The 24,158-nt window shown below is 67.7% G+C and carries 22 protein-coding genes; 12 read left to right on the plus strand and 10 right to left on the minus strand.

The window, feature by feature from the left end; translation table 11 throughout:
• Window positions 1–257: 257 nt before the first annotated feature.
• Both ASE83_RS00650 and ASE83_RS00655 read right to left on the minus strand, forming a co-directional pair.
• Window positions 258–1,229 (minus strand): DUF6607 family protein, encoded by a 972-nt coding sequence (locus tag ASE83_RS00650; protein WP_055787298.1) that lies wholly within the window; start codon window positions 1,227–1,229, stop codon window positions 258–260.
• A gap of 11 nt (window positions 1,230–1,240) precedes the next feature.
• Window positions 1,241–3,535: a TonB-dependent hemoglobin/transferrin/lactoferrin family receptor gene (locus tag ASE83_RS00655; protein ID WP_055787295.1), complete on the minus strand. Its 2,295-nt coding sequence runs from the start codon at window positions 3,533–3,535 to the stop codon at window positions 1,241–1,243.
• 75 nt (window positions 3,536–3,610) lie between these two features.
• Here ASE83_RS00655 and ASE83_RS00660 point away from each other — a divergent pair, with 75 nt between their 5' ends.
• Together ASE83_RS00660 and ASE83_RS00665 are read left to right on the plus strand one after the other, a co-directional pair.
• Entirely contained in the window at window positions 3,611–4,414 is an 804-nt protein-coding gene (locus ASE83_RS00660) for a DUF4198 domain-containing protein (RefSeq protein WP_055787293.1), read from the plus strand.
• Between the two features lie 11 nt (window positions 4,415–4,425).
• Window positions 4,426–4,890: a hypothetical protein gene (locus tag ASE83_RS00665; RefSeq protein ID WP_055934275.1), complete on the plus strand. Its 465-nt coding sequence runs from the start codon at window positions 4,426–4,428 to the stop codon at window positions 4,888–4,890.
• An 83-nt stretch (window positions 4,891–4,973) separates the two neighbouring features.
• On the opposite strand, the gene ASE83_RS00670 is transcribed toward ASE83_RS00665, so the two are convergent.
• Entirely contained in the window at window positions 4,974–5,822 is an 849-nt protein-coding gene (locus tag ASE83_RS00670; protein ID WP_055787289.1) for a LysR family transcriptional regulator, read from the minus strand.
• A gap of 89 nt (window positions 5,823–5,911) precedes the next feature.
• Here ASE83_RS00670 and ASE83_RS00675 point away from each other — a divergent pair, with 89 nt between their 5' ends.
• From ASE83_RS00675 to ASE83_RS00705, 7 genes are all read left to right on the plus strand, one after another.
• Window positions 5,912–6,289 carry a carboxymuconolactone decarboxylase family protein gene (locus ASE83_RS00675; protein ID WP_055787287.1) on the plus strand — a complete coding sequence of 126 codons (378 nt, stop codon included), beginning with the start codon at window positions 5,912–5,914 and terminating at the stop codon, window positions 6,287–6,289.
• Window positions 6,282–7,475 (plus strand): alpha/beta fold hydrolase, encoded by a 1,194-nt coding sequence (locus ASE83_RS00680; protein ID WP_055787284.1) that lies wholly within the window; start codon window positions 6,282–6,284, stop codon window positions 7,473–7,475. The genes ASE83_RS00675 and ASE83_RS00680 overlap by 8 nt, the downstream gene beginning before the upstream one ends.
• Before the next feature lie 319 nt (window positions 7,476–7,794).
• On the plus strand, window positions 7,795–9,498 hold the full coding sequence (locus ASE83_RS00685) for a hypothetical protein (RefSeq protein ID WP_055787281.1): 1,704 nt from the start codon (window positions 7,795–7,797) through the stop codon (window positions 9,496–9,498).
• An 18-nt stretch (window positions 9,499–9,516) separates the two neighbouring features.
• The gene (locus ASE83_RS00690; protein WP_055787279.1) at window positions 9,517–11,160 is read left to right on the plus strand and encodes a GDSL-type esterase/lipase family protein; all 1,644 of its coding nucleotides are present in this window, start codon (window positions 9,517–9,519) and stop codon (window positions 11,158–11,160) included.
• Between the two features lie 37 nt (window positions 11,161–11,197).
• Complete coding sequence (locus tag ASE83_RS00695; RefSeq protein ID WP_055787276.1) at window positions 11,198–12,685, plus strand: hypothetical protein; 1,488 nt, start codon at window positions 11,198–11,200, stop codon at window positions 12,683–12,685.
• 391 nt (window positions 12,686–13,076) lie between these two features.
• The gene (locus ASE83_RS00700; protein WP_055787273.1) at window positions 13,077–14,150 is read left to right on the plus strand and encodes a helix-turn-helix transcriptional regulator; all 1,074 of its coding nucleotides are present in this window, start codon (window positions 13,077–13,079) and stop codon (window positions 14,148–14,150) included.
• A 59-nt stretch (window positions 14,151–14,209) separates the two neighbouring features.
• Window positions 14,210–15,574 (plus strand): hypothetical protein, encoded by a 1,365-nt coding sequence (locus ASE83_RS00705; protein ID WP_156352573.1) that lies wholly within the window; start codon window positions 14,210–14,212, stop codon window positions 15,572–15,574.
• A 225-nt stretch (window positions 15,575–15,799) separates the two neighbouring features.
• Here ASE83_RS00705 and ASE83_RS00710 read toward each other — a convergent pair whose 3' ends face one another.
• Genes ASE83_RS00710 through ASE83_RS00725 form a run of 4 tightly spaced genes read right to left on the minus strand, consistent with a single transcriptional unit; the run spans window position 15,800 to window position 19,560 of the window.
• On the minus strand, window positions 15,800–16,642 hold the full coding sequence (locus ASE83_RS00710) for an alpha/beta fold hydrolase (protein WP_055787267.1): 843 nt from the start codon (window positions 16,640–16,642) through the stop codon (window positions 15,800–15,802).
• Window positions 16,639–17,652: an NADP-dependent oxidoreductase gene (locus tag ASE83_RS00715; protein ID WP_055787264.1), complete on the minus strand. Its 1,014-nt coding sequence runs from the start codon at window positions 17,650–17,652 to the stop codon at window positions 16,639–16,641. The genes ASE83_RS00710 and ASE83_RS00715 overlap by 4 nt, the downstream gene beginning before the upstream one ends.
• On the minus strand, window positions 17,649–18,749 hold the full coding sequence (locus tag ASE83_RS00720; RefSeq protein WP_055787260.1) for an alkene reductase: 1,101 nt from the start codon (window positions 18,747–18,749) through the stop codon (window positions 17,649–17,651). Before ASE83_RS00720 ends, ASE83_RS00715 begins: the two co-directional genes overlap by 4 nt.
• Before the next feature lie 31 nt (window positions 18,750–18,780).
• Window positions 18,781–19,560, minus strand: coding sequence for an SDR family NAD(P)-dependent oxidoreductase (locus ASE83_RS00725; RefSeq protein ID WP_055787256.1), 780 nt, complete (start codon window positions 19,558–19,560; stop codon window positions 18,781–18,783).
• 105 nt (window positions 19,561–19,665) lie between these two features.
• Here ASE83_RS00725 and ASE83_RS00730 point away from each other — a divergent pair, with 105 nt between their 5' ends.
• From ASE83_RS00730 to ASE83_RS00740, 3 genes are all read left to right on the plus strand, one after another.
• Window positions 19,666–20,250 carry a TetR/AcrR family transcriptional regulator gene (locus ASE83_RS00730; protein WP_055787253.1) on the plus strand — a complete coding sequence of 195 codons (585 nt, stop codon included), beginning with the start codon at window positions 19,666–19,668 and terminating at the stop codon, window positions 20,248–20,250.
• Window positions 20,247–20,693, plus strand: coding sequence for a PaaI family thioesterase (locus ASE83_RS00735; RefSeq protein WP_055787250.1), 447 nt, complete (start codon window positions 20,247–20,249; stop codon window positions 20,691–20,693). Before ASE83_RS00730 ends, ASE83_RS00735 begins: the two co-directional genes overlap by 4 nt.
• A gap of 79 nt (window positions 20,694–20,772) precedes the next feature.
• On the plus strand, window positions 20,773–21,096 hold the full coding sequence (locus tag ASE83_RS00740; protein ID WP_055787249.1) for a hypothetical protein: 324 nt from the start codon (window positions 20,773–20,775) through the stop codon (window positions 21,094–21,096).
• A gap of 235 nt (window positions 21,097–21,331) precedes the next feature.
• Here the strand turns inward: ASE83_RS00740 and ASE83_RS00745 are convergent, their stop codons facing one another.
• The 3 genes from ASE83_RS00745 to ASE83_RS00755 form a co-directional block, all read right to left on the minus strand.
• A complete protein-coding gene (locus ASE83_RS00745) occupies window positions 21,332–21,730 on the minus strand; it encodes a VOC family protein (RefSeq protein ID WP_055787246.1) in 399 nt (132 codons plus the stop codon).
• A gap of 64 nt (window positions 21,731–21,794) precedes the next feature.
• Entirely contained in the window at window positions 21,795–22,169 is a 375-nt protein-coding gene (locus tag ASE83_RS00750; protein ID WP_082443224.1) for a response regulator transcription factor, read from the minus strand.
• An 8-nt stretch (window positions 22,170–22,177) separates the two neighbouring features.
• Window positions 22,178–24,133 carry a GAF domain-containing protein gene (locus ASE83_RS00755; protein ID WP_055787243.1) on the minus strand — a complete coding sequence of 652 codons (1,956 nt, stop codon included), beginning with the start codon at window positions 24,131–24,133 and terminating at the stop codon, window positions 22,178–22,180.
• Between the last annotated feature and the right edge of the window lie 25 nt (window positions 24,134–24,158).

Below are 24,158 nucleotides of genomic sequence, written 5' to 3' on the forward strand. Positions count from 1 at the left end.
CCTTTCCGTCACCCCGGACTTGTTCCGGGGTCCACTTCGCCGCAATCGCGGTCGATGGAGGCTCATACCGCACCGGTTGCCGGGCCGTGGACCCCGGAACAAGTCCGGGGTGACGAAATAGAATGTGAAGGTCGAGCCGCCCTAGTTTTTGCAGCAGCCATCGACGCTGACCGTCAAGACGACGCAATCTCCGCAACGGCCAGCGTCGAGGCACTGAAATTAACCGTTGCCGCGTCGGCAAACGGGGAAGTCGACCTTCACTCCTTGTCGATCAATCGTGCCGCTTCGGCGCTGGCGCCAACCGATGTTGCCTCTCCGGATACAATATCGTCGGCCAGCAGCATCAATTCATGCGCTGTCGACGAACCGACATCCGCAACCTCGGCGAGCGCAAGGCCCGACCGGCGGCGGATCGCCGCATCCCAGTTGGCCCGGACCGACGCCCAATACTCCTTCGTCTTGCTCCAATAGTCGTCGGCCACCCCGATCGGGAAGTCGGTGGCGGGGACATAGGTGTTGACGACATATTCGTGGACGAACGTTGCCGGCTTGCCGTCCTTCGTCCCGATCTTGGCATTGTCCTGCTCATGCACCCAGCCGGCGGGCGTCAGGACGTGACGGTTGGTGCCGACATAATGGTCGTAGGGCGGACTGCGCGTGGCGTCGCGCCGCGCGAGCGGCCGGCGGGTTTCGTCGCTGGTCCAGCGGGTCGCACCGTCATCGTACCGCCAGCGGCCGATCCCGCCGTATCGCGGCGAATCGTCGGTCTGCCACACGGTCTGCGACCACGCGCCACGCCGTTCCGCTTCCGGCACCGGCCGCAGGGTCCAGCGCCCCGGACCGACATAGACCAGCACGGTCGCGGGCTGCCACGTCCAGTCCTGGCGCCAGTGCTTGATGACCATCGTCTTGCCATTGCCGTCGTTCACCACCAGGAGATGCTGGAGAACGACATGGTCCGGCGTGTCGACGATCGCGCGTACCACTTCGTGCCCGCCGCTGATCTTGGCCGGGTACGGGGTATAGCCCGCGACCAGCGGCGTCGTCTCGCGCATGTCGAACGTCACCTTGAACGTACCAGCCATTTTCAGGATCGCGGCATGGTCGCGCGCCTGATCGCCATATTGCGCGGCGTTGATCGGCGCCGGGGCGGCGGCCTGCGCCAGCGCGGGCGACACCGTCAGCGTGGTTAGGCCCGCGGCGGCCAACAGGAAAAGCGGATGGTTCATCGGATCGGACCTCACAGGACGAGGGACAGGGAGATGCCGGCATTGCGGCCCGGCTGCGAAAAGGCGTCGCGGATGGGCGAGGTCGACGTCAGCCCGCGTACGTCGCTCCACCAGAAATAGCGTTTGTCGGTGATGTTGAAGACGCCGGCACGGATCGTCGCCGCTTCACCGATGCGCAGCGACGCGGTGGCATCGAACACCCAGAAGCCACCGGGCGTGAAACAGGACGTGCCGGGGACCGCCGGCCGCGTGCCCGCCGCCGGCTGCGCCGCGACGTTGCAGCTGTTGTTGGTGTCGGACAGTTCCTTGCCAGCCGAATGCGTTGCGACGAACTCGGCACGGAACGGGCCGTCGTCGGGCTGGAAGAACAGGCCGGCAACGACCTTCACCGGCTCCACGCTGTCGAGCGGCAGGGTGCCGGCGACGCCATCGGTGCGCATCCTGCCCCTGGCATAGGATGCGGCGGCCCGTACGCCCACGCCGACCGGCAATTGCGCCTCGCCCCGCGCCTCCAGCCCTTCGATCGTCACCCGGCCACGATTGACGAACTGATAGACGGCGGGATTGGCGGCGGTGAACGCGCCGGACACCTGCACCTGATCGATGAAGTTGCGGAAGCGGCTGCTGAACGCTGTTCCGCTGAGCGACCAGCGCGCACCGGTCAGGCGGATACCACCCTCGACGCTCTCGCTCGTCTCGGGCTTCAGATCGGGGTTCGGGATCGAACGGTAATTGGCGACGATGTTGGCGAACCCGTTGTTGATCTGGTTCGGCTCGGGCGGTTTGAAGCCCTGGCCATAGTTGGCGAACAGCCGGACGCCATCGGTCACCCGCGCCACCGCGCCCAGACGGGGCGTAACCCGCGATCCGCTCTGCCCACGGGGTACGAAGGTCGTGAACAACGGGTCGCTCTGCGGGTCGAGCCGGTAATGGTCGAACCGGATCGCCGGGAACAGCGTCAACGACCCGTCGGCGATCGCGATCTCGTCCTGCGCGAACACCCCGATCAATGCGTAATCGGTCGTCGGAAAGGCACGGGTCGGATAGGTTTCACCGGCCGGTGGCACCGTGCCGCCGCGCACGCCGGTCTGGCGCGTCTTCGAATAGTCGGCACCATAGGCGAACAGGTGCGTGGCCGGGCCGGTCGTCGCCCGGCTTTCGAGTTGCAGCGTGCCGCCGAACACCTCGTTGTCGAAACGGTTGACGCGGACGCGGTCGGTGCCGACCCGGTCCTCCCATCCGGTCTGCACGGTACCGCTCTTCTGGTAATAGGCTGCGGCGCGCACCCCGCTGACCAAGCCATCGCCGGCATAGCGATAGTCGATCGTACCGCGATTGCGCGCGGTGGTGTCGCGCGCCTGCAGCCCCAGCACCGCCGTCGCCGACGGCGACACGGCGGTCACCCTGGTGATCGCGCTCAGCACGTTCGTATCCACCACCGCGTCGAAGCGTTCATAGGTCAGCCGTATCCGGCTCGCATCGCTCGGACTCCACACGAGGCGGCCAAGCAGCGCGTTGGAGGCGATATCCTGCGGGTTCGGCGTGGTGCGGTCGGTATTGGCGCTGTCGTTGCCGCCCTTGTTATCCAACTCGTGGCCGTCGCGCCGCGTATAGGCGAGCATCGCCTGAAGATCGCCCTGCCGACCGGCCACGACCAGGCCCTTGGTCCAGCTGTCGTCCGACGAATCATAACCGACCCGGGCGCCGCCGCCGACCGGACGACCGCCCTGCAGAAAATCCTGCGGGTCCTTGGTGATGAAGCTGACCGCACCGGCCACGCCGTCGCTGCCGTATAGTGCCGACGCCGGGCCGCGGAGGATTTCGACCGACTTCAGCAGGTCGAGATCGACATAATCGCCGCGACCGACCGATTGCGCACCGAAGCTGAAAGCGTCCGGCACCCGCACGCCATCGACGGTGATGAGGACGCGGTTCCCTTCCAGCCCGCGGATATTGAAACCGCTGTCGCGATCGCGACCGGTCGAGGCGCCCGCCGCAGTGAACCGGGCCGGCGCACGGCGTACCGCGACGCCGGGTTCGTAGCGCACCAGGTCCTTGATGTCGGCGATCAGCCGGTCGTCGATCGTCGCGGCGTCGATCACCGAAACGGTCTGCGGCACGTCCTCCACCCGCTTCTCGCCGCGCGTCGCGGTCACGGTGATTTCGCCATCGTCCGACGCGCCCTTTTCGCCATCGCTGCCGGACATGGCGGGTTGGACGACGGTCTGTGCCGAAGCCACCATCGGCAGGACGCAGAGGTTCAGGGCCGCGACGGCAACGCCGCGCAGCAGATATGCGGATGTCATTAATGCTTCCCCTTCTCGCTCCAGTCAGTTAATGAGAGTCACTAGCGTTAGCAAGCGTTCATTGAGAGGACCGGAATGCAGCATTCGATCGGGATCATCAGGGCGGGGTCGGCAGCGCTGGCACTGGCCCTCGCATCGACGGCAACCGCTGCGCTGGCGCATATGCCCTATGTCCTGCCCGCCCGGTTCGACGTCGGCAGTCATACGCAGATCACGCTGGAAGCATCCTTCACCGAGGATGCGTTCCGACCGGAAGTCGCGATGCGCGATGCACCGTTCGAGATCACCGGTCCCGACGGCCGAACCGAGCGACTGCCCCCGGCGACCCTGGCGGGCGACCGGACGATCGCGGAAGCGGCGCTGCCCGTCGACGGCATCTACCGACTGTCGTCGAGGCAGCGCAGCGGACGGGCGGGCAAGATGTACCGGAAGGATCGCGACTGGATCATGGTCGGCGAAGGCACCGCGCCGCCGCAGGGCGTCCAACTGGTCGATGTGCGCAGCATGACGCTCGCCGACGCCTATGTCCTGCGCGGTCGACCTGGTGCGCCGGGCGCGCTGGCGCCGCGGGGCACGGCGTTGGAAATCCAGCCGCTCGGCGATCCTACGATACTGGCTCCGGGAAGTGCCGCGCGGTTCGCCGTGCTGTACGACGGGAAGCCGCTGCCGGGGCAGGCGGTAACCTTGTTCCGCGAAGCAGGTCTCTACGACGGCCGCAAGCAGGTCGGCACGGCGACCAGCGACGGTGCCGGGGTCGTGGTGCTGACGGCGCCCGATCCCGGGCGATACCTGATGCTCGTGCGCTATCGAACCGCCACGCCGGACGTCGCGGGCGGCTATGCCAGCTTCACGACGACGCTCGCCTTCGAAGTGGGGTGAAAGGAACCGACATGGCTTTCATGGAGCGTATCGAGCGTCCCGATACCGACGGCGAACGGGTCGTCGTCCGCTTGCTGCGACATTATCGCGGCATTCACGATCGCGATGGAGGCGGCGGCGCACTGGCGAGCCTCGTCGCGCTGGGCCAGACCCTCCGCCTGCCCCCGGCCGGCAGCGTGGCGTTGGCAAGCGTCTTCCAGCTTACCGAGGCGTTGCTGGGACGACGCCTCACCACCGAATGCTGCTGTTCGTGCGACTACAGCCCGGACGAGCGGGCCGTCATCCGCCTCCTCGGCGCCCGCCTGCCGTGCGTGGCCGGCACCGGTACCGTCGAAATACCCCATGGCCTGCCCGGTGCATTGGCATGGGCGATCCTGAGCGTCCGGTCGCTGTGCGGCGCGATCCTCGTGCTACCGTCGCGCCCGTTGCAGGTCGACGATCCGGCCTGCCCGTTCGACCGTCCTTTCGGCGCCTGACGAGATGGCGTCGCCCTGCGACGATCGCGATCAGGTGGCAGCCAACTTGCGCTACTTTCGCAAGCAACCGGAATGTCGTCGCGCTATCGTTCCGGGGCCAGGGTGACGGCGTTCGCCGCAAGGATGCCGGCCAGTTCGTCATAGACCAGCCGCGTCCGGGCGCTGATCGTCTCCGTGGCATGGGCGATCAGCCATAGCGGTTCGACAGGACGCATCGGCGTGTCGAGCGCCACGAGGTCCCCGCCCAGGAAACAGGGCAGCATACCGATCCCGATACCGGCCTGAATGGCGGCGCGCTGCCCGGCAAGGCTGTTGACGAGGATGTCGGGTTCACGACCGAAATGCTGCCGAAGCCAGCGCCGCGCCGGCAGATCATAGGCGCTGCTCCACCCGATCAATCGGGGATGGTCGCGGTCGTCGACATGCGGGGACGCCGCATAGAGCGCATGGGCCATCCGGCCGACGTTCCGGATCGTCAGAGCGCCCTTGTCCGGTCGTACGAGGCGAAGGGCGATATCGGCCTCCCCTCTCGCGATGCCGATCGTGGCGATGCCGGTCACGACTTCCAGCGTCAGGGCCGGATAGCGATCCAGCAAGTAGCGCAGCCCCGGCAGGAGGATGTTCGTCGCCAGCGTCTCGGGCGCAGCAAGCCGCACGACCCCCGCCACGTCGCCGCCTCTCGCCACCGCGTTGTCGCGAAGGCGGCGCATCGTCTCTTCCACCTTTTCGGCATCGCCGAGCATCGCGCGGCCGTCATCGGTCAACCGGTATCCGCTGGGATGACGCACGAACAATGGAACGCCCAGGGACGCTTCCAGCGCCGCGACGCGCCGACCGGCGGTCTGCGCGCTAATGCCCAGTTCGCGCGCGGCGCCGCTAAGCCCGCCCCGGCGCGCAACGGCAGTGAAGCAGCGAAGGTCGTCCCAATCCATGGTCTTCCATAACTGGAAAACCGGTCTCCGTAATCATCCATTCCTGAAGGCAGACTTCTCCATCATCTTGTGGATCGAGGAGACACGATATGACGGATGATCGGTATGCGCGCGGTGTCGCGCGACTGGCGGAGATCGATGGGGCAGCCGGCGATGCGGTGATCGCCGGTCTGGCCGACCTCGCTCCGGACCTGGGACGCTACATCATCGAGTTCGGGTTTGGCGATGTCTACAGCCGGCCGGGACTCGATTTGCGGACACGCGAGCTGGCGACCGTCGCCGCCCTGACCGCGATGGGAAATGCCCGGCCGCAACTGGAGGTCCATCTGGCCGCGGCCCTCAATGTCGGCGCGACCAGGGCCGAAATCGTCGAGGTCATCATCCAGATGTCTCTCTACGCCGGCTTCCCCGCCGCGCTCAACGCCATCGCGGCGCTCCGAACGGTGCTGGAGGCGCGCCATGGCTGAGGCGCGGTCGATCGTAGAGCGGTATTTCCGGGCGTTCGGTGCGGGCGACGCCGAAGCCGCGCTGGCCTGCGTCCACCCCGATGCGGTCTGGCATGTCGATGGCGATCCGATGGTCGGAACGGTCGGGATCATCCGTGGGCGCGATGCGGTTCGCGCATGGCAGACGCGGTTCCCGTCCAGCTTCCGCCCGATCGACTTCTCCGTCGATCGGTTGATGGCGGAGGGAGACGATGTGATCGCGCTCGGCCATTTTCGTCATCGGGTCGTATCGACCGGCGCGATCGTGGACAGCGACTATGCCATCCGGTTCACCATGCGCGACGGCCTGATCGCACGCTACCGGATTTTCGAGGACTCGCTGCTGCTCGCCCGCGCGCATGGGAGCGGCAGTGCCGCACGAAGCGCATCGATCAACCGCACGATCTATGGATGGGACGATACCGGTCAGGGCGCGCCGGTGCTGTTCCTCCATGGCCTGTTCCTCGACCGGCATTTCTGGTCGCGTCAGGTCGCCGCGCTTGCCGATCGGCGGCGCTGCATCGCGTTCGACATGCCGGGGCATGGCGCGAGCGGCTGGCGGCCCGGCCTCGACCTCGACGGCATCGCGGAGGATATTGCGCTGTGGATCGGCGAGCATTGCCGCAGGCCGATGACGATCGTCGGTCACAGCCAGGGCGGCATGGTCGCGATGCGGGTAGCGGCACGTTACCGATCGCTGGTCGATCGCCTGGTGTTGGTGAACACCTCTGCCCGCGCCGAGTATCCCGATCGGCTCGATGGCTGGCGGCAACGTCGATCGGCGTTGCTTGGATCGGATGCCGGGCGCGCTGCCGTCATGAGCAGCATCCGGCAACGGACGACCGCCAGACACTGGATCGACAGCCATCCGGACGAGGGTGCGACCGAACACGCGGCGATGATGCGCCACGATCCGACCCTTCTCGTGCAGGCCGTCGATGCGGCGGTACTCGATCGGCCTGACATGACCCGGCTGCTCGGCAGCATCGATGTGCCGGTCGACGTGCTATCCGGGGAGCTGGACCAGGCCACTCCCTCCGCATTGGGGGAGGAAATCGCCAGCGGTGTCGTCGACGGGAGGCACTTCGTCACGGCAGGTGCGGCCCATCATTTGCCCGTCGAACTACCGGAACGCGTGGTTCGGGCCATCATCCGCAGACCCGACTGACCTTCTCCGGGGTCGGTCCGTCACGGGTTCCGGAACGGGAGTTTCCGTCCCATATCGCCAGCCTGACGGGAAAGCCCGGCCGTCCCGGCTGCATCTACCCATCGATACCGTCGACCGGCACCTGAGCATGGCGTCCGGTTCGTCGAGGCGCGATCCTCCTGATCGTCAGCGATCGCCTCCCACCCCCCGGGTCGCGGCCGTCGTCCGATGCGGAATCCGGCGGATCATGCGGCGGCCGGCGGCGACTTCGACCGATTACCACTGATTGCCACCCCTTGCCCGGTTCCGCACCGCCTGCCCGATCCGCAACCGTCGCCGCATGGGAAACGGCATCGGGGACGGGGCGATGGACAAGCGGGGCGGTGGATTTGGCGGCACGCCATGGCGGCGTGCGACGATCGCGGCGAACGCGCTGCTGCTGGGTTTCGCCCCGCCGCTCTCGGCCAGGCCCCGGATCGATCCGGCGACCCTTACCCCCGCCGTGCTGCGCACCGATGGCGTGGCGGCGCTTCGGTCGGGCGATCCGGTGGCGGCCATCGCGCTGCTGTCGGAACTGGCCTCGCGCCAGCCGCGCGACGCGACCGCGCAGACGTTGCTCGCGCTCGCCTATCATCAATCGTCGCAGGTCCGCGGCGACGCGCCCGACCTTGCGCTGGCCGGCTATGAGATCGCGACCCGCGCCGATCCGGGCGAGATGTGGCCCGCCGCGCTGGCCGGCAGGGCGACCTTCGACCAGAGCCGCTATGCCGAGGCGACCGAGCATTTCGCGTACGCAGCGGCACTCCGGCCCGGCGATGCCCGGCTGCTCGGTGCGCTCGCGGCGTCCGCCTATATGGCGGGCGATCCGGCGCTGGCGATGCTGGCCGCGACCCGCGCGACGACGATCGATGGCGAGCGCGATCCCACGCTGCTGCGCCTTGCGGCGCTGGCAGCGGCGGCGGCGGGCGATCCGGCCGCCGCCCGCGCCCGCCTCGCCCGGTTGCAGGCCGTCGCCCCCGACCTTGCCGCCCCCACCGGCACGCGCGTCGAACAGATCGAACGCACCGCCGCGCTGGACGCCGCGCCCGACCCTGTGCCGATCGTCGAGGACGGCGTACCCGGCCAGGTGTCGGTCGATGTCGCGATCATCCTGTCGCAGAACACGCGGCGCGAACGCAGCGGCATGAACCTGCTCGACGGGTTGAGCCTGCAATATGGCCTGACCCGCACCGGCACCCGCACCACCCGCGACGATGGCGCGGGCGGGGGCACGAACGAATATCAGCGCGTGCTGACCAGTGCGATCGGCGTGCCGCAGCTCAACTATAATCTGAACCTGTTCAGCCGGGGCGGGCAATTCTATTCGGTCGTCGCCCGCCCGCAGCTGACCGCCTATCGCGGCGAGGCCAGCGAGTTCTTCGTCGGCCGCACGCTGAAGGTCGCGGTGAACGGCATCCAGTCGGGATCGCTCGAACAGATCGACATCGGCGTCGCGCTGAAGGTGACCCCGGTCGAGATCACCGCCACCGGCACCCGCGTCCGGGTGGAGGCCGAGCGCAGCTTCGTCACCTCCGATCCCGCAGGTTCGTTCAGCGAGGCGCTGACCACCTTCCGGCAAAAGGTGCTGGCGACCGCAGAGATCCGCTTTGGCGAGACGCTGCTGCTCTCGGGGCTGAACGAAACCGTCGACGACGCGACCTTTTCCAAGACCCCGATCCTCGGCGACCTGCCGGTGGTCGGCAACCTGTTCCACGAACGCGCCCGGACCCAGCGGCGCGACGCGGTGATCGTGCTGGTCACGCCGGCCCGCGCGACCGGCATCGCCGCCCGCCCCTTCGCGCGCGGCGAACATGCCGCGCGGCTGACGCGGCTGTGGGGCCAAGTGGTCGACCCGGCGAGCAACGCCGCCGCCACCACCGCCCGGCTCGAACGGTCGCGCTTCTTCACCCGCATGACCCGCGGCGACGTGACCATGCCCTTTCCCGACGCGGTGCACGCGGCGGGCGAGATGCTGAACGACATCCTGCTCCCCTCCCATCGCTGAACCGAAAGGATTTCCGCCATGTCCAAGCCCCTGTCCCGCGCGCTCGCGCTGCTCCTGGCCGCCAGCGCATTGCCGCTCGCCCCTTACGCGCTGGCGCAGGACGCGCCGCCGCAGTTCATCGCCTATGACGACGTGCCCTTCGGCCCCGGCGACCGCGCGCTGCCGCTGGCAGTCAAGCTCGATCCGGGCGACACCTCGGCCAATATCGCGATCTGGGTCGTCTATGGCGACGACGCGGCGGAAGTGCGGGCTGCGACGCTGAGCGGTCAGCAACCGCGCGGACGGGTCGCGATCGCCTCCACCTCGGCGGACGGCGTGGCGAAGGCGCGCTTCGTCTTTCCCCACACCGTCCATCCGACGCCCAATGCCCAGGACGTCCGCCCGCGCAAGATCGCGTCGGGGAACCGCGTCTTCTACAAGGTGGTGAAGGCGCGCGGGGCGGCCATCGTCGAATCCCCGGTCGTCGCCTTCGTCGTGCCGGACGCGCTCACCATCGCCAATCTGGGCGATTCCTATGCCAGCGGCGAAGGCGCCCCGTACCGCACCGGGGCGAAATGGGACAACGACCTGTGCCACCGCAGCGACAATTCGGGGCAGGCGCGCGCCGTCGCCACGATCATCGACGAAAACCCCGATACCGCCATCGCGTTCAAGAACGTCGCCTGTTCGGGGGCGCAGGTCGCCGAGGGGCTGCTGCTGTCGCAACCCAAGGCGAGCTGGATCTGGGAAGAGGTGCAGCCCGAACTGAAGACGCCGGTCCGGCCGCAACTGGCGGCGGTGCGCGACTGGCTGGCCGACCGCGGCTATGCCGAACTGAACATCGCCATGGTGTCGGGCGGCGGCAACGATGTCGATTTCGGCGGCTTCGTCCAGAATTACCTTGTCCTGCCCGGCGTCATGCGGCCCGGCGACGAAGCCGGCACCCATCTGCGCCAACGCATCGCGCAGGACGTGCCGCAGCTTTATGCCAGCCTGCGCCAGGCGTTCGACGCGAACTTCACCTATGACCGGGTGCTGGTGTCCGAATATGCCGATCCGATGCGCGGGGCGGACGGCGCCTATTGCGACCTGCCCCCCTTCAGCCCGCGATCGGAGTTTTCGGCGCTCGACGCGGCGTTCCTGCAACCGCTCAACGCCGCGATCCGCAGCGCGGTCGGCGACGGGGCAAAATGGTCGGTGGTGGCGACCGCCAGCCGCGCGCGCGGCCATGGGCTGTGTAACGAGCGGCAACCCTATTTCAACAACAACCTGGCCGCCTCCTTCCTGATGCAGGGCGACGCCTTTGGCATCGTCCACCCGACCCGCACCGGCCATGCGAACACCTATCAGCCGGCCTATGAAATCGCCCTGCGCGACGCGGTGCGCGACATCCGCCGCAAATGGGCGCTGATCGCCGCCAGGCGCAGCGCGACCGAAAAGGCGCAGGCCGCCGCCATGGCCCGCGCGATTGCGGCCCGCACCGCGATCCGCCCCGGTGCCGCGGGCGGCGTGCTGCGCGTGACGGTCCCCTCGGAGCTAGTCGGCCGTCCGCCGCTGATCCCGCCAGCCGGCGACCGGGCGGCGGTCGCCGACCTGCTGGCCGGCGCCCGCGCCGAGGCGACGGGCAAGTCGGTGCCGGGCGACTCCCTCCCCGACAACCGCATCGCCGACGAACGCGACTGATCCGCCCCCATCCTGTCCCACGCACGGAGTATCGCTGATGACCACCACTGCCCTGTCCCGCCGCCACCTGCTGGCCGGCACCACCGCCGTCACCGGCCTGTTCGGCATCGGCGCGCCGATCGTCGCACAGCCACGTTTCGCAAAGGCACCGGCCAAGCTGCCCCCGCTGTTCACCGCCATCCCCGATGGGATCAAAGGCCCCTGGGGGCTGGTGCGCGCCATGGTGATCGACGGCGAACTCTGCCCGTTCCTGATCCGCTCTGCCGATGGCAACGGCGTGTTCGATTTCGGCGGGCGGATGGCCACGATCCGGCTCGGCGACGAAGTCACCGGCCTGACGCTGACCGCCGAAGGGTTCGCCGTCGGCAAGGAAAAGCCGCGTCCGCTGAAAGGAAATGTCGCCGCGCTGGTAAAGCTGATCCGCGCGAACAAGGGCTGGACGCGCAGCGCGATGCAGCTCCGCTCGGCCTATGCCACCGCCTTCCCGGTACTGGCCGCGCAGAAGAAGCAGCCGGTCGGCAAACAACAGATGGCGACGCTCGAACAGGTCTGGGACGATCTGGGCAGCGCGGCCAACTGCACGACCACGACGATCACCGAATCGGTCGAACGCCGGGTGCGCGAAACGGTCGACGTGTGGATGTCGGCGCAGGAACGCTATGCGCAATGTTTCGACGAAACGGTCCGCGACAAGGACGGGGCCTGTGGATGGTTCGGCGCCGGCGATCCCGCGTTCCAGCCCGCGCGCGTCTGTGCCGCGACCTATTGCGTGGGCAAGGGCTTCGTCGACATCGTCGTGAAGACGATCGAGGTCTGGGTGACGATCGTCGAGGACATACCGCGCGAGGTGAACGAATGCGCGGCACCGCTGCGCGGCTATCTGCCCAACCGGTTCGACCTGCCGACCCTGCCGATCCCGGAGATCAAGGAACCGGATTTCATCCGCCAGATCCGCGAAGGCGTCATGCAGTCGCAGGACGTGTTGCGCGCGGTGCAGTTGCTGCGGCGGCACCTCGACAATTTGCTGTCGGGGCTGGGGCCGTTCCGCTGCTTCATCGAAGGCGAATGGACCATCGCCGCACTGCCGCTGGTTGCGGGCATCGGCATTCCGTTCGGCGTCAACATCTGCATCGATGCCGCCTGCGCCCGGTCGCTGACGCTCGACCGGGTCGCGGCGAACACCGCCGACGCGCTCGGCACCGCGCTGTCGCTTCTGGCGACCTTCCATTCGGGCGTCGCCACCGCGCTCAACATCGCGCCGATCGCCGAACTGGCGACGGCGGTGTCGGGCCTCGGGCCGATGGCGGTCGCGGCGGGGGCGGCGATCGCCTCGCTGCTGATCGCGGCCATCTATCACGCCGTGGTGATCTCGGCACAACTGACGCTCGCGCTGCGCTTCAGCAACGTCGCCGCCGATGGCAAGGTGTGCTTCCACCATCCGACGCTGGCCGCCGCGCTGCTGGCGGCGGTGACGGTCGGGTCGCTGTCACCGGTGCTGCTCACCCCGCCGCTGATCGTCAACTGACCGGGGCATGGTTCCGGCCGAACGACACAGCGGGGCGGATCGACATGCCATGCGGGGTTCGGCCGGGGTACGACGGGGCGGCGTTGGCTGAGGATTGCCGGTCAGCCAGTGAAACGATGTCGCCGAATGCAGGCAATCGGAGAGTGATCGCCGAGCGACATATGATCCCTTCGTCACCCCGGACTTGTTCCGGGGTCCACTTCACCGCTCGCGCTGTCCCAAGAAGCGCTGGCTGCGCCGATCGCCGCACCGTGGACCCCGGAAGAAGTCCGGGGTGACGACAGGCCGGTGAAGGTCGATCCGTCTCAGGACGAACGGGTTCGCCTCATTTCGTCAGGCTCTAGGCGCAACATGACACGTACGGCTATCATCGACGGACATAGGGGGGCCAATGCGGATCGAGGACATCTACGCGGCGGCGTTCGGGCGCGAACACCTCGCCACCCTTCTCGAACAACTGGTGCGATCCTTCGACGCCCGGTCGGGTTTCCTCGCCTTCGCCGTGCCGGGCGCCGCCGCGTTCCAGGCGCAGTTCGGCAACGACCCCGCCTGGCTCGACCTCTATGCCACCCGCTATCGGCAGCATGACATCCTGTTCCCCCGGCTGATGCAGGCGGCGGAGGGACAGTGCGTCACCGCGCACGCCATGCTTGCCGAACCGGCGGTGCGGGCCAGCATCTTCTATCGCGAATATCTGGCGCCGACGGGGGTGGTCGACAATCTGGCGGTCAACCTGTTCAAGCAGCCGGGGCTGAGCGCGCACCTTGCGCTCATCCGGCGCGCACCCGCCCCGCCCTTCGCCGACGCCGATCGCGACCGGATGCAAACGCTGGTCCCGCATCTGCGCCGTGCGATCTATGTCGGATCGCATCTGTCGCGCGCGCTGGACCAGATGGCGGCGCTGCGCGCGCTGGTCGCGGCACGCGGCAATGCCGTACTGATGCTCGATGCGCAGCGCCGCGTGGTCCACCGCGATCCCGCGCTTGCCGACCTGCTGGCCCTGCGGGACGGCGAACCGGTGCGCCTGCCCGCGCTTGCCCAGGCGATCGACGCCGCGCTGGTGGACGGACGGCCCGTCGCGATCGAACTGGCGGACGGCGCCGATGGCCCGCTGCCCCTGCTGGTGGACGTGCTGCCGGTCAGCCGCGATCGTTTCGCCGACCTGGGCGATACCGGTGCGATCGCCTTTCTCGTCCACCTCACCCGGCTCGACCGTCCCGCGACCGTCGCGATCGACGCGATGGCCGACTTCTACCGCCTGACCCCCACCGAGGCGCGGGTGCTGGCCGATGTGGTCGCCCATGCCGACCTGATCGGCATCGGCGCGCGCATCGGCATGGCGCGGGCGACGGCACGGACCCATCTCCACCGCATCTACGAAAAGACCGCGACCGGCGGACAGGCCGCGCTGATCGCGCTGGCGCATCGTTTCGTCACCATGTCCGGACCGCACCTAAACAGATGATGGACGCACCGTGCCGCCTGCGGGGGTAAACATCTGCGCAGACCGGCGGGGGTGGGACGATGCAGATCGCATGTGACATGGATTGCGCGACGGTCCCGTCGAACCGGGCCGAACCGTCGCGCTTTGCCGAAGACCGCATCGACGGCTGGAAATCGATCGCCGCCTATTTCGGACGCGACCGGACCACCGTCATCCGCTGGGCACGCGAACGGGCGCTGCCGGTCCACCGGTTGCCCGGCGGTCGGGTGGGGACCGTCTATGCCCTGCGGGGCGAGCTGGATCGCTGGGCCAAACTGCCCGCCGACGGCACCGACGCGATCGAAACCGTCGCGACCGTCGCAACCGTCGCGGATGCAGGTCCGGCGCTCCCGGTCGCGCGCTTTCGTCCCCGACTGCCCGCGATCCTGGCCGCAATGCTCACGCTCGTCGCCGTCCCGCTGGCGACGTTATGGCCTGCCGCGACCGTCAGTTCCGCCATCGTGCTGCCTGCCGACGCGGCGGTGGCGTCGCGCTTCCTGATGGCGCGCGATCTGGTCGCGGCGCGTACCGCCGCCTCGCTCACCCGCGGCATCGCGCTGTTGCAGGATGTGACGGCGGCCGCGCCCGATTTCGCCCCCGGTCATGCCGCCCTTGCCGAAGCCTTGCTGTTGTCGCGCGAATTCGCGCAGCAGGACGATGCCGAAGCGTTCGACCGTGCCCGCGTGGCCGCGCGGCGCTCGCTGCGTCTTGCCCCCGATCTGCCGATGGCGCGGCGCGCGATGGGGTTCATCGCCTATTGGGCCGATCATGACCGGGCCGAATCCGACCTGCACTTTCGCGCGGCGCTGGCCGCCGACCCCGACGATGCACTGACCCGCTTCTGGTACGGCAACATCCTGTCCGACCGTGGCGACCACGCGGCGGCGCTGCGCGAACTGGACCGCGCCCGGCTGGGGATGCCCGGATCGGTTGCCCTGATGACCGACTATGGCTGGGCGCTGTGGGCCGCTGGCCGCGAATCCGAAGGCCGCGCCATCCTCCGCTGGGTTGAACATGCGCATCCCGACTTCGCCACCGCCCACGAATCCCTCTCCATCATCGCACTGGTCGATAGTGATTTCGCCGCCTATGCCCGCCATGTCGCGCGCGTGGCCCGGTTGCGGGGCAGACGGACGCTGCAACTCGATGCCGCTGACCCGATGGCACTTCGTCGCATCGTTACCGATCGCGCAGTGCGACAACTGGAACGCGGGTCGGAGCCTTCGCCTGCCGTCGCGATGCTGATCGCGGCACGAACCAATCGATGGGACTCGATCGCTGCAAGGCTGCGCATCGGTGAAGCGCGGCGCGAGCGTTGGGGAGAAGCCCCGATCCTCGACTGGGTCGTTCGGCTTTCACCCGACGCAAACGCTTGGGGTGCACGCATGGCGCGTCGGAAAATCTAGGATCGATTGAGCTTCACTCCGCCCCTGTCGTCAGCCCGAACCTGTTCCGGGGTCCACATCGGGATAGCTTGGCGCTCTGGCGACACCTTACGCGACACGGTGCCTCCCCGAACAGGTCCGGGTCAGCGTGTGATTGAATGCCGATCGGTCGTAAGCGCGAATGGTCCGATCGGCAGACCTGCCGGAAACGAAGCGCTGGCGGCGTAGCGGGCAGGCATGGTCGCCTCACGCCACGAGAAACGCCTTCGCGGTAGCCAGGAACTGGTCGTGATACTGAAAGATGCCACCATGTCCGGCATCCGGGTAAAGGATTAATCCGGCGCCGGAGATGCGCCGTGCCAGGTCTCGCGAATTCTCGCTCGGCACCATGATGTCGTGGTCGCCGTTCACGACCAGTACCGGTGTACGGACCCCATCCAGCGGCTGTGCCGGTTGCAGTCCCCACGCCTTGATCGCCGCCAACTGGGCGAGGAAGGCGGGCATCCCGACCGCCTTGTCGCGCTGCGCGATGCGCAGCTTCAGGCGGCGGAGAAAGTCTGCCGCCGCGCGCCTGCTTTTCGCGCTGCCGGTGAAGAACAGATAGGTCTTGGGATCGCGGAAGGTCATCAGCCCCTTGAGGATCAGCGGCCACGATACCGCACCGACCCTTGCGATGCCCGCGCCGCCGGCCGGCCCCGTTCCCGCAAGGATGGCACGACGCACGAGGTCGGGCGCGTCGAGCAGGATTTGCTGCGCGACGAAGCCGCCGAACGAGAAGCCGATCACGTCGACCGGTCCCGCCGCCAGCGCGTGGATCGCGGCAATGATGTCGGTCGCGGTGCCGGCGATCGTGCGCGGCGCGGCGCCGCCCGATGCGCCGATGCCGCGATAGTCGAGCGCATAGACCGGACGATCCGCTGCAAGCCCCTCGACGATCGCCGGATCGAAATTGTCGAGATTGGCGCCCCAGTGGTTGAGCAGCATGACCGGCACGCCGCCCGTCGGGCCGAGCCGGCGATAGGCGAGCGAGACGTCGCCGATCGTGACCGATTGCGTCACGACCGACGTCCACCGCTCCGGCGCGGTCATGCCGCGTCGGGCCGGACGGTGACGACGACCTTGCCCTTCGCGCGGCCGCTGTCGACATAGGTGACCGCGTCGTTCAGCGCATCGAAGGCGAAACCGCGATCGAGTACCGGGCGGATCGTGCCGGCATCGATCAGCGCGCCCAGCTGCGCCAACTGGTCGCCATCGGCGCGCATGAACAGGAAGGAGTAATCGACGCCCACTCGCCTGGCCTTGCGGCGGATGCCGGCGCTGAGCAGGCGGAACAGGAAACCCAGGACCGGATTGAGGCCCTGTGCCTTGGCGAAGGCGCGATCGGGCGGGCCAGAGATCGAGATCAGCTTGCCGCCGGGCTTCAACACCTTGAGCGACTTTTCCAGCGTCTTGGCATCGAGGCTGTTGAGCACGACATCGTAGCCCGACAGCAGTTCGGAAAAATCCTGCGTCCGGTAGTCGATGACGACATCCGCGCCCAGGCTGCGGACCAGGTCGGCATTGGCGGCGCTGGCCGTCGTCGCGACGGTCGCGCCCAAATGCTTGGCGAGTTGGATCGCGATCGTGCCGACCCCGCCCGTGCCGGCGTGAATCAGTATCTTCTGGCCGGCCTTCAGTCGTGCGGTTTCGACCAGCACCTGCCATGCGGTCAGCCCGACCAGCGGCACCGACGCCGCCTCCGCCATCGACAGGCTGGCGGGCTTGGCGGCGAGGTCCGCCTCTGCCACCGCGATCTTTTCCGCAAAGGTGCCGATATGGCCGTCGCGCGGCCGGGCATAGACCGCGTCGCCGACCTGGAACCGGTGCGCCCCCGGTCCGGTCGCGACGACGATGCCGGCAAGGTCGTGGCCGAGGATGAACGGCGGCTTGTACGGCAGGATCGGCTTGAACGCGCCGTCGCGAATCTTGCCGTCGAGCTGGTTGACCGCGGTCGCGTGGATCTCGACCAGCACCTCGCCCGCTGCCGGTACGGGATCGGGCAGGTCGGCCAGCGTCAGCCGCTGCCCCTTGCCGTACCGTTCGAGCTGATAGGCTTTCATGCCACCTGCTCCGGTTCGTCCGTCAGTGCCGGATAATCGGTATAGCCCTTCGCGCCGCCGCCATACAGCGTCTGCGGATCGATCTGGGCCAGCGGCGCGCCGGCCTGCATCCGCTCGACCAGATCGGGATTGGCGATGAAGGGGCGACCGAACGCGATCAGGTCGGCCTTGCCCTCCGCCAGATGCGCCTCGGCCAGCGCCCGGTCGAAGCCATTATTGGCGATGTAGGTGCCGCGGAACCGGGTGCGCAGCGCGTCATAGTCGAACGGCGCCGCGTCGCGCGGGCCGCCGGTCGCGCCCTCGACGACATGGATATAGGCGATGCCGAGTGCGTCGAGCTGCTCGACGATATGGTCGAACAGTGGCTGCGGATCGCTGGTGTCGATGCCGTTGGCGGGCGACACGGGCGACAGGCGGATGCCGGTGCGATCGGCGCCGACCTCGGCGGCGACCGCCGCCGTCACCTCGATCATCAGCCGGGCGCGGTTGGCGATGCTGCCGCCATAGGCATCGGTGCGGTGGTTCGCGCCGTCCTTGGCAAACTGGTCGAGCAGATAGCCGTTGGCACCATGCACTTCGACTCCGTCGAAGCCCGCCGTGATCGCATTGGCGGCGGCGCGACGAAAGTCGCCGACGATGCCGGGGATTTCGTCGAGGTCGAGCGCGCGCGGTTCGGAGACGTCGACGAAGCCGCCGCCCACCACCGTCTTGGTTTCGGCGCGGATCGCGGAAGGGGCGACCGGCGCCGCGCCGTCTTCCTGCAGGTCGACATGGCTGACGCGGCCGACATGCCATAGCTGGAGGAAGATATGGCCGCCTTTGGCATGGACCGCATCGGTCACCTTGCGCCATCCCGCGACCTGCGCGTCGGAATAGATGCCGGGCGTGTCCTGATAGCCCTGGCCCTGTCGCGACACCTGCGAAGCCTCGGTGATGATGAGGCCCGCCGACGCGCGCTGGCCGTAATATTCCGCCATCAGGTCGGTCGGCACCATGTCAGGACCGGCGCGGTTGCGGGTCAGCGGGGCCATTACCAGCCGGTTGGCCAGCGTGACGGCACCGAGGGTATAGGACGAGAAGAGATCGGGATCGGACATGACTAGGGTCTTTCGGGGAAGGGGCGCGGGATCAGGCGGTGTAGCGCGGCGCGGGGTCGATCGCACCGAAGCCCGGCAGCATCGCCTGTCGCGCGGTCTGGAAGGCGGTCCACAACTCACCGTCGTGCAGCGGGGGGATCGTCACGTCTTCGCGCGCGTCGAAGCCGACCAGCGCGGCATCGACCAGCGCATTCACGTCCATCATCGGCCCCAGCGATGCCTCGTCGGCACCGGCGCGGCCCCAAATCTCGGTGCGGGTCGCCGCAGGCAGTACGGCCTGGACATAGACGCCCTTCGGTCCCAGCTCGATCGCCAGCCCCTGCGACAGGAACTGCACGAACGCCTTGGTCGCGCCATAGACGGTCATGCCATATTCCGGCGCCAGCCCCACGGCCGAACCGATGTTGATGATCGCGCCTTCGCCGCGTGCCGCGAGCCGGGGCGCCACCGCGCTGGCGAGGCGAGCGACCGAGGTGGTGTTGAGCGCGATCAGGCGATCGACCGCCTCGGTCGGCTGATCGACGAAGCTGCCGCCCAGCGCGGCGCCGGCATTGTTGACGAGGATGCCGATGCGATCATCGTCGCGCAGCCGCGCTTCAACCGCCGCCAGTTGATCGAGGTCGGTCAGGTCGGCCGGCAGCACGTCGATGGCGACGCCGGTTTCAGCGGTCAGCGTCGACGCCAGCGCATCGAGACGGGCCGCATCGCGCGCGACGAGGACGAGATCGTGCCCGCGACGGGCGAACCGATCGGCATAGGTCGCGCCGATGCCGGAGGAAGCACCGGTGATGAGGACGGCAGGCTTGGTCATTGGATTGCCCTTTCGGATCGAGCCACTATATTGATGACAGTCGTCATGAATTGATAAATGTGATAGCCATCATGAAACGTCAACGGGTGAACGGAGATTATTTCGATGAAGGTCAGTCGCGAGCAGATGGTGGAGAACCGTCGCCGCATTTTGCAGGAGGCCGGCCGGCTGTTTCGCGACCGTGGTTTTGCCGCCGTGACCGTGGCCGATGTGATGAAGGCCGCCGGGCAGACGCATGGCGGCTTCTATGGCCACTTCGCCTCCAAGGACGATCTGATCGCCGCGACCGTCGCCGACATGCTGGCGGGTGAGGGATCGGCGATGACCGATGTCGAGGCATGGACCGACGCCTATCTGTCGCCGCTCCATCGCGAGAACCCGGATCAGGGGTGCCCGATGGCCAGCCTCGCCGGATTGATGCGGCATCAGATGCCCGACGCCCGGGCCGCCATGGCCCGCGGACTGGACGCGCATCTCTCTCGCTTCGCGCAGGCATTGCCCGGCGATGATGACGCGGCACGACGCCGGTCCGCGATCGGGCGGTGGGCGGCGATGGTCGGTGCCGTCGTTCTGTCGCGCGCGGTCGATGACGCCGCGCTGTCTGACGAACTGTTGCGCGAGACCCGCGCGTGGATCGCCGCGACGCAGCCCCGTGCGCGCACTCGACAGGATGAGGAGGCCAACGCATGAACGTGCTGATCGACCATGCCGGACTGGACGGGCACGACCAGTTGGCGGCGCTGATGGCGGCCAATCGCCATCCCCCGATCGGCGAGACACTGGAATTCGCGCTGGTCGAACTGGAACGCGGCCGCGTGGTGTTCGAGGGTTCGCCCTCGCGCAAGGTCTTCAACCCGATTGGATCGGTCCATGGCGGCTATGCCGCGACGCTGCTCGACAGCGCCTGTGGCTGCGCGGTGCATTCGAGCCTGCCGGCGGGACAGGGCTACACCACGCTCGAACTCAAGGTATCGTATCACCGGGCGCTGACCGACACGAGCGGACCGGTGCGGGCGGAGGGTAAGATCGTCTCGCTGGGCCGACGTGTCGGCTTTTCCGAAGCGCGGCTGGTCGACGCGCAGGGACGGTTATGTGCGTCGGCGATGTCCACCCTGTTGATCTTTCCCTTGTGAGCCAGCAGGGCCTGACGATGGACGGCCATGCCGGCCCGAACCACGACCGCGCCATCGACAATCGCCACGGAGTCCGTCCATGAAGCCGTTTCCCCTCGCTTTTGCATTGATCCTCGGCCTGTCGGCGGCATCGCTCCCCGCGCAGGAGCCGCGCTGGCCGCTCGGCGAGGGCGTAAAGTCGCCCGACAAGGCGCTGTCCGTGCCGACGAAGCTGGCGCCGGTAGCGCAGTCGCTGACCGCCTTGCTCGATGCCGGCGGAACGATCGTCAGTTCCTATGTCGCGCCGACCGGACCGGTCGTGACCCTGCGCCTGCGCAAGACGTTCATGATCTGCCTGTTGCAAGGGACCAACCCCGCAACCGATCAGAACGTCGCGACATCGGAATGCTACGCGCTCAACTGAGCGCGTAGCGTTTCGGCCGCTAGGACCGATCTACATTCGCCGATTTATCGTCACCCCGGACTTGTTCCGGGGTCCACCGAGCCGCAATTGCGGTCGATAGAGGCTCACGCCGCACCGATTGCCGCGCCGTGGACCCCGGAACAAGTCCGGGGTGACGGAGAGGCTGAAGGCGTCGATCAGGAAAGACACGGGTAGTAGTTTAATGTTGATCGACCTTATTTCGGCGTAGCGCCGATCACGTCGGAAAATGGATGCCGCACAGCTTGTTGCCATCGGGATCGCGAACATAAGCCAGTTCGATCGTGCCCAGCGAAGCCGTTTCGCGAGGACCTGGGGGCGCCTCGATCGACGTACCGCCGCTGGCGACGGCAACGTCATGGAACTGCTTCACCTGCTCGGGCGAGTTGCAATGAAACGCGACGGTGCCGCCGTTCGCCACGGTCGCAGGTTCGTCGTTGATCGGCTGGGTGACGATGAAGGCGGTTCCGTCCTGCCCGCGATAGATGAGGCGGGTATGCCCGCTATCGGCCACGTTGCGCGTTGCCTCGCCCACCCCGAGCGTGCCGAGGACGGTGTCGTAAAAGCGTTTCGACCGGTCGATATCGTTCGACCCGATCATGGTGTGGAACAGCATATGTCTTCTCCTTGGTTGAGCGGCGCCGTAAACAGGGCAGCCGCGTGGCCGATTGCGTTCGCCGTCAGGCGGCCATCTGCTGGATCGCGCGCACGACCTTGCGATGGTTGAGCGGCTTCGGCAGGAACACGGCACGTTCGGGCATGTCGCACTCCAAGGGCGCCTTGCCGGCGGTCGTCAGGATGATTTCGACCGGGGGCCAGCGCCGCCGCACCGCCGCGGCGAGCTTCAGGCCGTCCATGGTGCCGGGCATGTCGATATCGGCCAGCACCACCCGGATATCCGGCCGCAGCTCCAGCAGCGCCATCGCAGCATCGGCGTTATACGCTTCCACCACGTCGAAGCCGGCACTTCTGGCAAGATCGATCATGTCGAGCCGTTGCAGCGGCTCGTCCTCGACGATGAGGACGATCGCCGCGCTGGGTGTGGAAACCGTCACTGTCGTTCCTAAGCCTGCTCGACTTCGATCAGGCGCGCGTCGAACGAGCCGTGGAAGCCTGATCTGTCATAGCGAACGACGGCACCGCCTGTTCCGGCCAGACCGAGCCGGATCAGCTTCGATCCGAAGCCCTTGCGGCTCGGCTCCGTCACGTCGGGGCCATCGCTTTCGCACCAGTCGAGGATCACGCGACGATCGTCGTCACCGGTGATCCGCCAAGCGATCGTCACCTTGCCCGTGGTTTCGGACAGCGCACCATATTTGACCGCGTTCGTCGCCAGTTCATGGATCAGCAGCGACGTCGACAGCGCGGCCCGGGCACCCATCCTCACCACCGGACCGTCTATCGCGCAGCGCCCGAGAATGCCGAGATTGTCGAGCACGCCGCGCACCACCGGCTCCAGCGTCGTCGCCTGCCAGTCCCCGGCGGTCAGCGCGTCGTGCGCGGTGCCCAGCGCCTGCAGGCGGTTCATGAAACCGTCCACTGCATCGTCGTCGCCGACGCGTCGCAGCGTCTGCGATGCGACCGCCTGCACCATCGCCAGCGTGTTCTTCAGGCGGTGGGCGATCTCTCCGTTCAGCACGTCCTGCCGAAGTTCGGCGCGACGCCGCGCGATGGCGATTTCCAGTCGATCGGCGGCGTTGCGCAGAAAGGCGATCTCGTCCGTCGTCCAGTCATGCGGTTCGGCGTAATGGACGATCAGCAGGGCGACGACACGCCCCCGCTCCGCGACAGGCATGTTGACCACGCCGCGCGCGCCGATGGGTCGCCAGTTTTCAAGCTGCCCCATCGTCCGGGGGTCCGCTTCCACATCCGGAATGATGACCGGACGATTCTTCAGCAGGTCGCAGGTGAAGGCACCATAGTCCGCGAACGCGTATCGGCCAGCGATGCTTCGGCAACCGGGTACGGCCCAACCGACATCGATCGTCACCGTTTCGATCGTGTCGTCGACCTCGCCATAGGTCGCCCGGTCCGCGCCCAGGGTCGTTCCGATGATTTCCGCCGCCCTGGCGGTCATCGCGGCGACGTCGGTTTCGTCACGCAGCATGTCGCCCAGCGCCAGCAGCGCATCGCGCCGCCGGGCGCCTTCGATCCGGTCGGTCACTTCGTGGAAGAAGACGGTGAAGTCGTCATCGCCGACCCACTGCGCCGTGCCGTCGTACCAGCGATCCGGCAGGCCGACCTGCCGGGTGAAGCGCACCGTCTCGCGCGTGTCGACCACGCGGGCGAGTTCCATTACCCACGCTTCCTCTATGCCGGGAAATATCTCGCGGATGGTCCGCCCGCGCGCAAACTCCGGATCGATCCCGGTCAGCGCGCCCCATGCCGAATTCACGTCTTCGTACCGCCAGTCGTGGATCGTGCCGGCATCGTCGCGCAGCACCTGCCCGAGGATGAAGCCCTGCTTCATGTCGCGGTAGAGGTTGCGCCAGCGCCGCTCGGACAGCCGTTCGGCGACGGCCGACCGGTCGCGCGCCTCGATCGCGCGTTCCAGTTCCTGGTTGTGCAGCCGGGCTTCGAGCAGTTCGACCACCTGGCTCGCCAGCCGTTCGAGGCCATCCTGCTGCCGGGGCGTCAGCCCTTCCGGGCGGGGGGCCGTGTCGATGACGCACAGCGCGCCGACGATGCCGAAGCGCGTCGCCAGCGGCGCACCGGCATAGAAACGAATATGCGGGTCGCCCGTCACCAACGGATTGTGCGATGTGCGCGGATCAATCGTCAGATCGGGGATCACGACGGTTTCGGCCTGCGCCACGACATGCCGGCAGACCGACCGATCGAGGTCGGTCTGGTCGCAGGGAAAGCCGGTCCGCGCCTTGAACCACTGACGATCCTTATCGAGCAGCGACACGAGCGCGGTCGGCGTCTCGCACAGCATCCCGGCGAGCGCGACGACGTCGTCGAACGATTTCTCCGGTGCGGTATCGAGCACCGCGTAGTTCAGGATCGCGTGCTGCACACCGTTGTATTTCCATGATGCCCGG

The sequence above is a fragment of the Sphingomonas sp. Leaf32 genome (assembly GCF_001421765.1).
In the GTDB taxonomy this organism is placed as follows: Bacteria; Pseudomonadota; Alphaproteobacteria; order Sphingomonadales; family Sphingomonadaceae; genus Sphingomonas.

What these genes read in the sequence shown, in the direction of transcription:
- ASE83_RS00725 (WP_055787256.1), bottom strand. Translation starts at nt 19,560, where the DNA reads ATGACCAAGCCTGCCGTCCTCATCACCGGTGCTTCCTCCGGCATCGGC.
- ASE83_RS00710 (WP_055787267.1), bottom strand. Translation starts at nt 16,642, where the DNA reads ATGACCGCGCCGGAGCGGTGGACGTCGGTCGTGACGCAATCGGTCACG.
- ASE83_RS00655 (WP_055787295.1), bottom strand. Translation starts at nt 3,535, where the DNA reads ATGACATCCGCATATCTGCTGCGCGGCGTTGCCGTCGCGGCCCTGAAC.
- ASE83_RS00675 (WP_055787287.1), top strand. Translation starts at nt 5,912, where the DNA reads ATGACGGATGATCGGTATGCGCGCGGTGTCGCGCGACTGGCGGAGATC.
- ASE83_RS00745 (WP_055787246.1), bottom strand. Translation starts at nt 21,730, where the DNA reads ATGCTGTTCCACACCATGATCGGGTCGAACGATATCGACCGGTCGAAA.
- ASE83_RS00695 (WP_055787276.1), top strand. Translation starts at nt 11,198, where the DNA reads ATGACCACCACTGCCCTGTCCCGCCGCCACCTGCTGGCCGGCACCACC.
- ASE83_RS00740 (WP_055787249.1), top strand. Translation starts at nt 20,773, where the DNA reads ATGAAGCCGTTTCCCCTCGCTTTTGCATTGATCCTCGGCCTGTCGGCG.
- ASE83_RS00705 (WP_156352573.1), top strand. Translation starts at nt 14,210, where the DNA reads ATGCAGATCGCATGTGACATGGATTGCGCGACGGTCCCGTCGAACCGG.
- ASE83_RS00720 (WP_055787260.1), bottom strand. Translation starts at nt 18,749, where the DNA reads ATGTCCGATCCCGATCTCTTCTCGTCCTATACCCTCGGTGCCGTCACG.
- ASE83_RS00680 (WP_055787284.1), top strand. Translation starts at nt 6,282, where the DNA reads ATGGCTGAGGCGCGGTCGATCGTAGAGCGGTATTTCCGGGCGTTCGGT.
- ASE83_RS00670 (WP_055787289.1), bottom strand. Translation starts at nt 5,822, where the DNA reads ATGGATTGGGACGACCTTCGCTGCTTCACTGCCGTTGCGCGCCGGGGC.
- ASE83_RS00715 (WP_055787264.1), bottom strand. Translation starts at nt 17,652, where the DNA reads ATGAAAGCCTATCAGCTCGAACGGTACGGCAAGGGGCAGCGGCTGACG.
- ASE83_RS00690 (WP_055787279.1), top strand. Translation starts at nt 9,517, where the DNA reads ATGTCCAAGCCCCTGTCCCGCGCGCTCGCGCTGCTCCTGGCCGCCAGC.
- ASE83_RS00685 (WP_055787281.1), top strand. Translation starts at nt 7,795, where the DNA reads ATGGGAAACGGCATCGGGGACGGGGCGATGGACAAGCGGGGCGGTGGA.
- ASE83_RS00700 (WP_055787273.1), top strand. Translation starts at nt 13,077, where the DNA reads ATGCGGATCGAGGACATCTACGCGGCGGCGTTCGGGCGCGAACACCTC.
- ASE83_RS00730 (WP_055787253.1), top strand. Translation starts at nt 19,666, where the DNA reads ATGAAGGTCAGTCGCGAGCAGATGGTGGAGAACCGTCGCCGCATTTTG.
- ASE83_RS00660 (WP_055787293.1), top strand. Translation starts at nt 3,611, where the DNA reads ATGCAGCATTCGATCGGGATCATCAGGGCGGGGTCGGCAGCGCTGGCA.
- ASE83_RS00735 (WP_055787250.1), top strand. Translation starts at nt 20,247, where the DNA reads ATGAACGTGCTGATCGACCATGCCGGACTGGACGGGCACGACCAGTTG.
- ASE83_RS00650 (WP_055787298.1), bottom strand. Translation starts at nt 1,229, where the DNA reads ATGAACCATCCGCTTTTCCTGTTGGCCGCCGCGGGCCTAACCACGCTG.
- ASE83_RS00665 (WP_055934275.1), top strand. Translation starts at nt 4,426, where the DNA reads ATGGCTTTCATGGAGCGTATCGAGCGTCCCGATACCGACGGCGAACGG.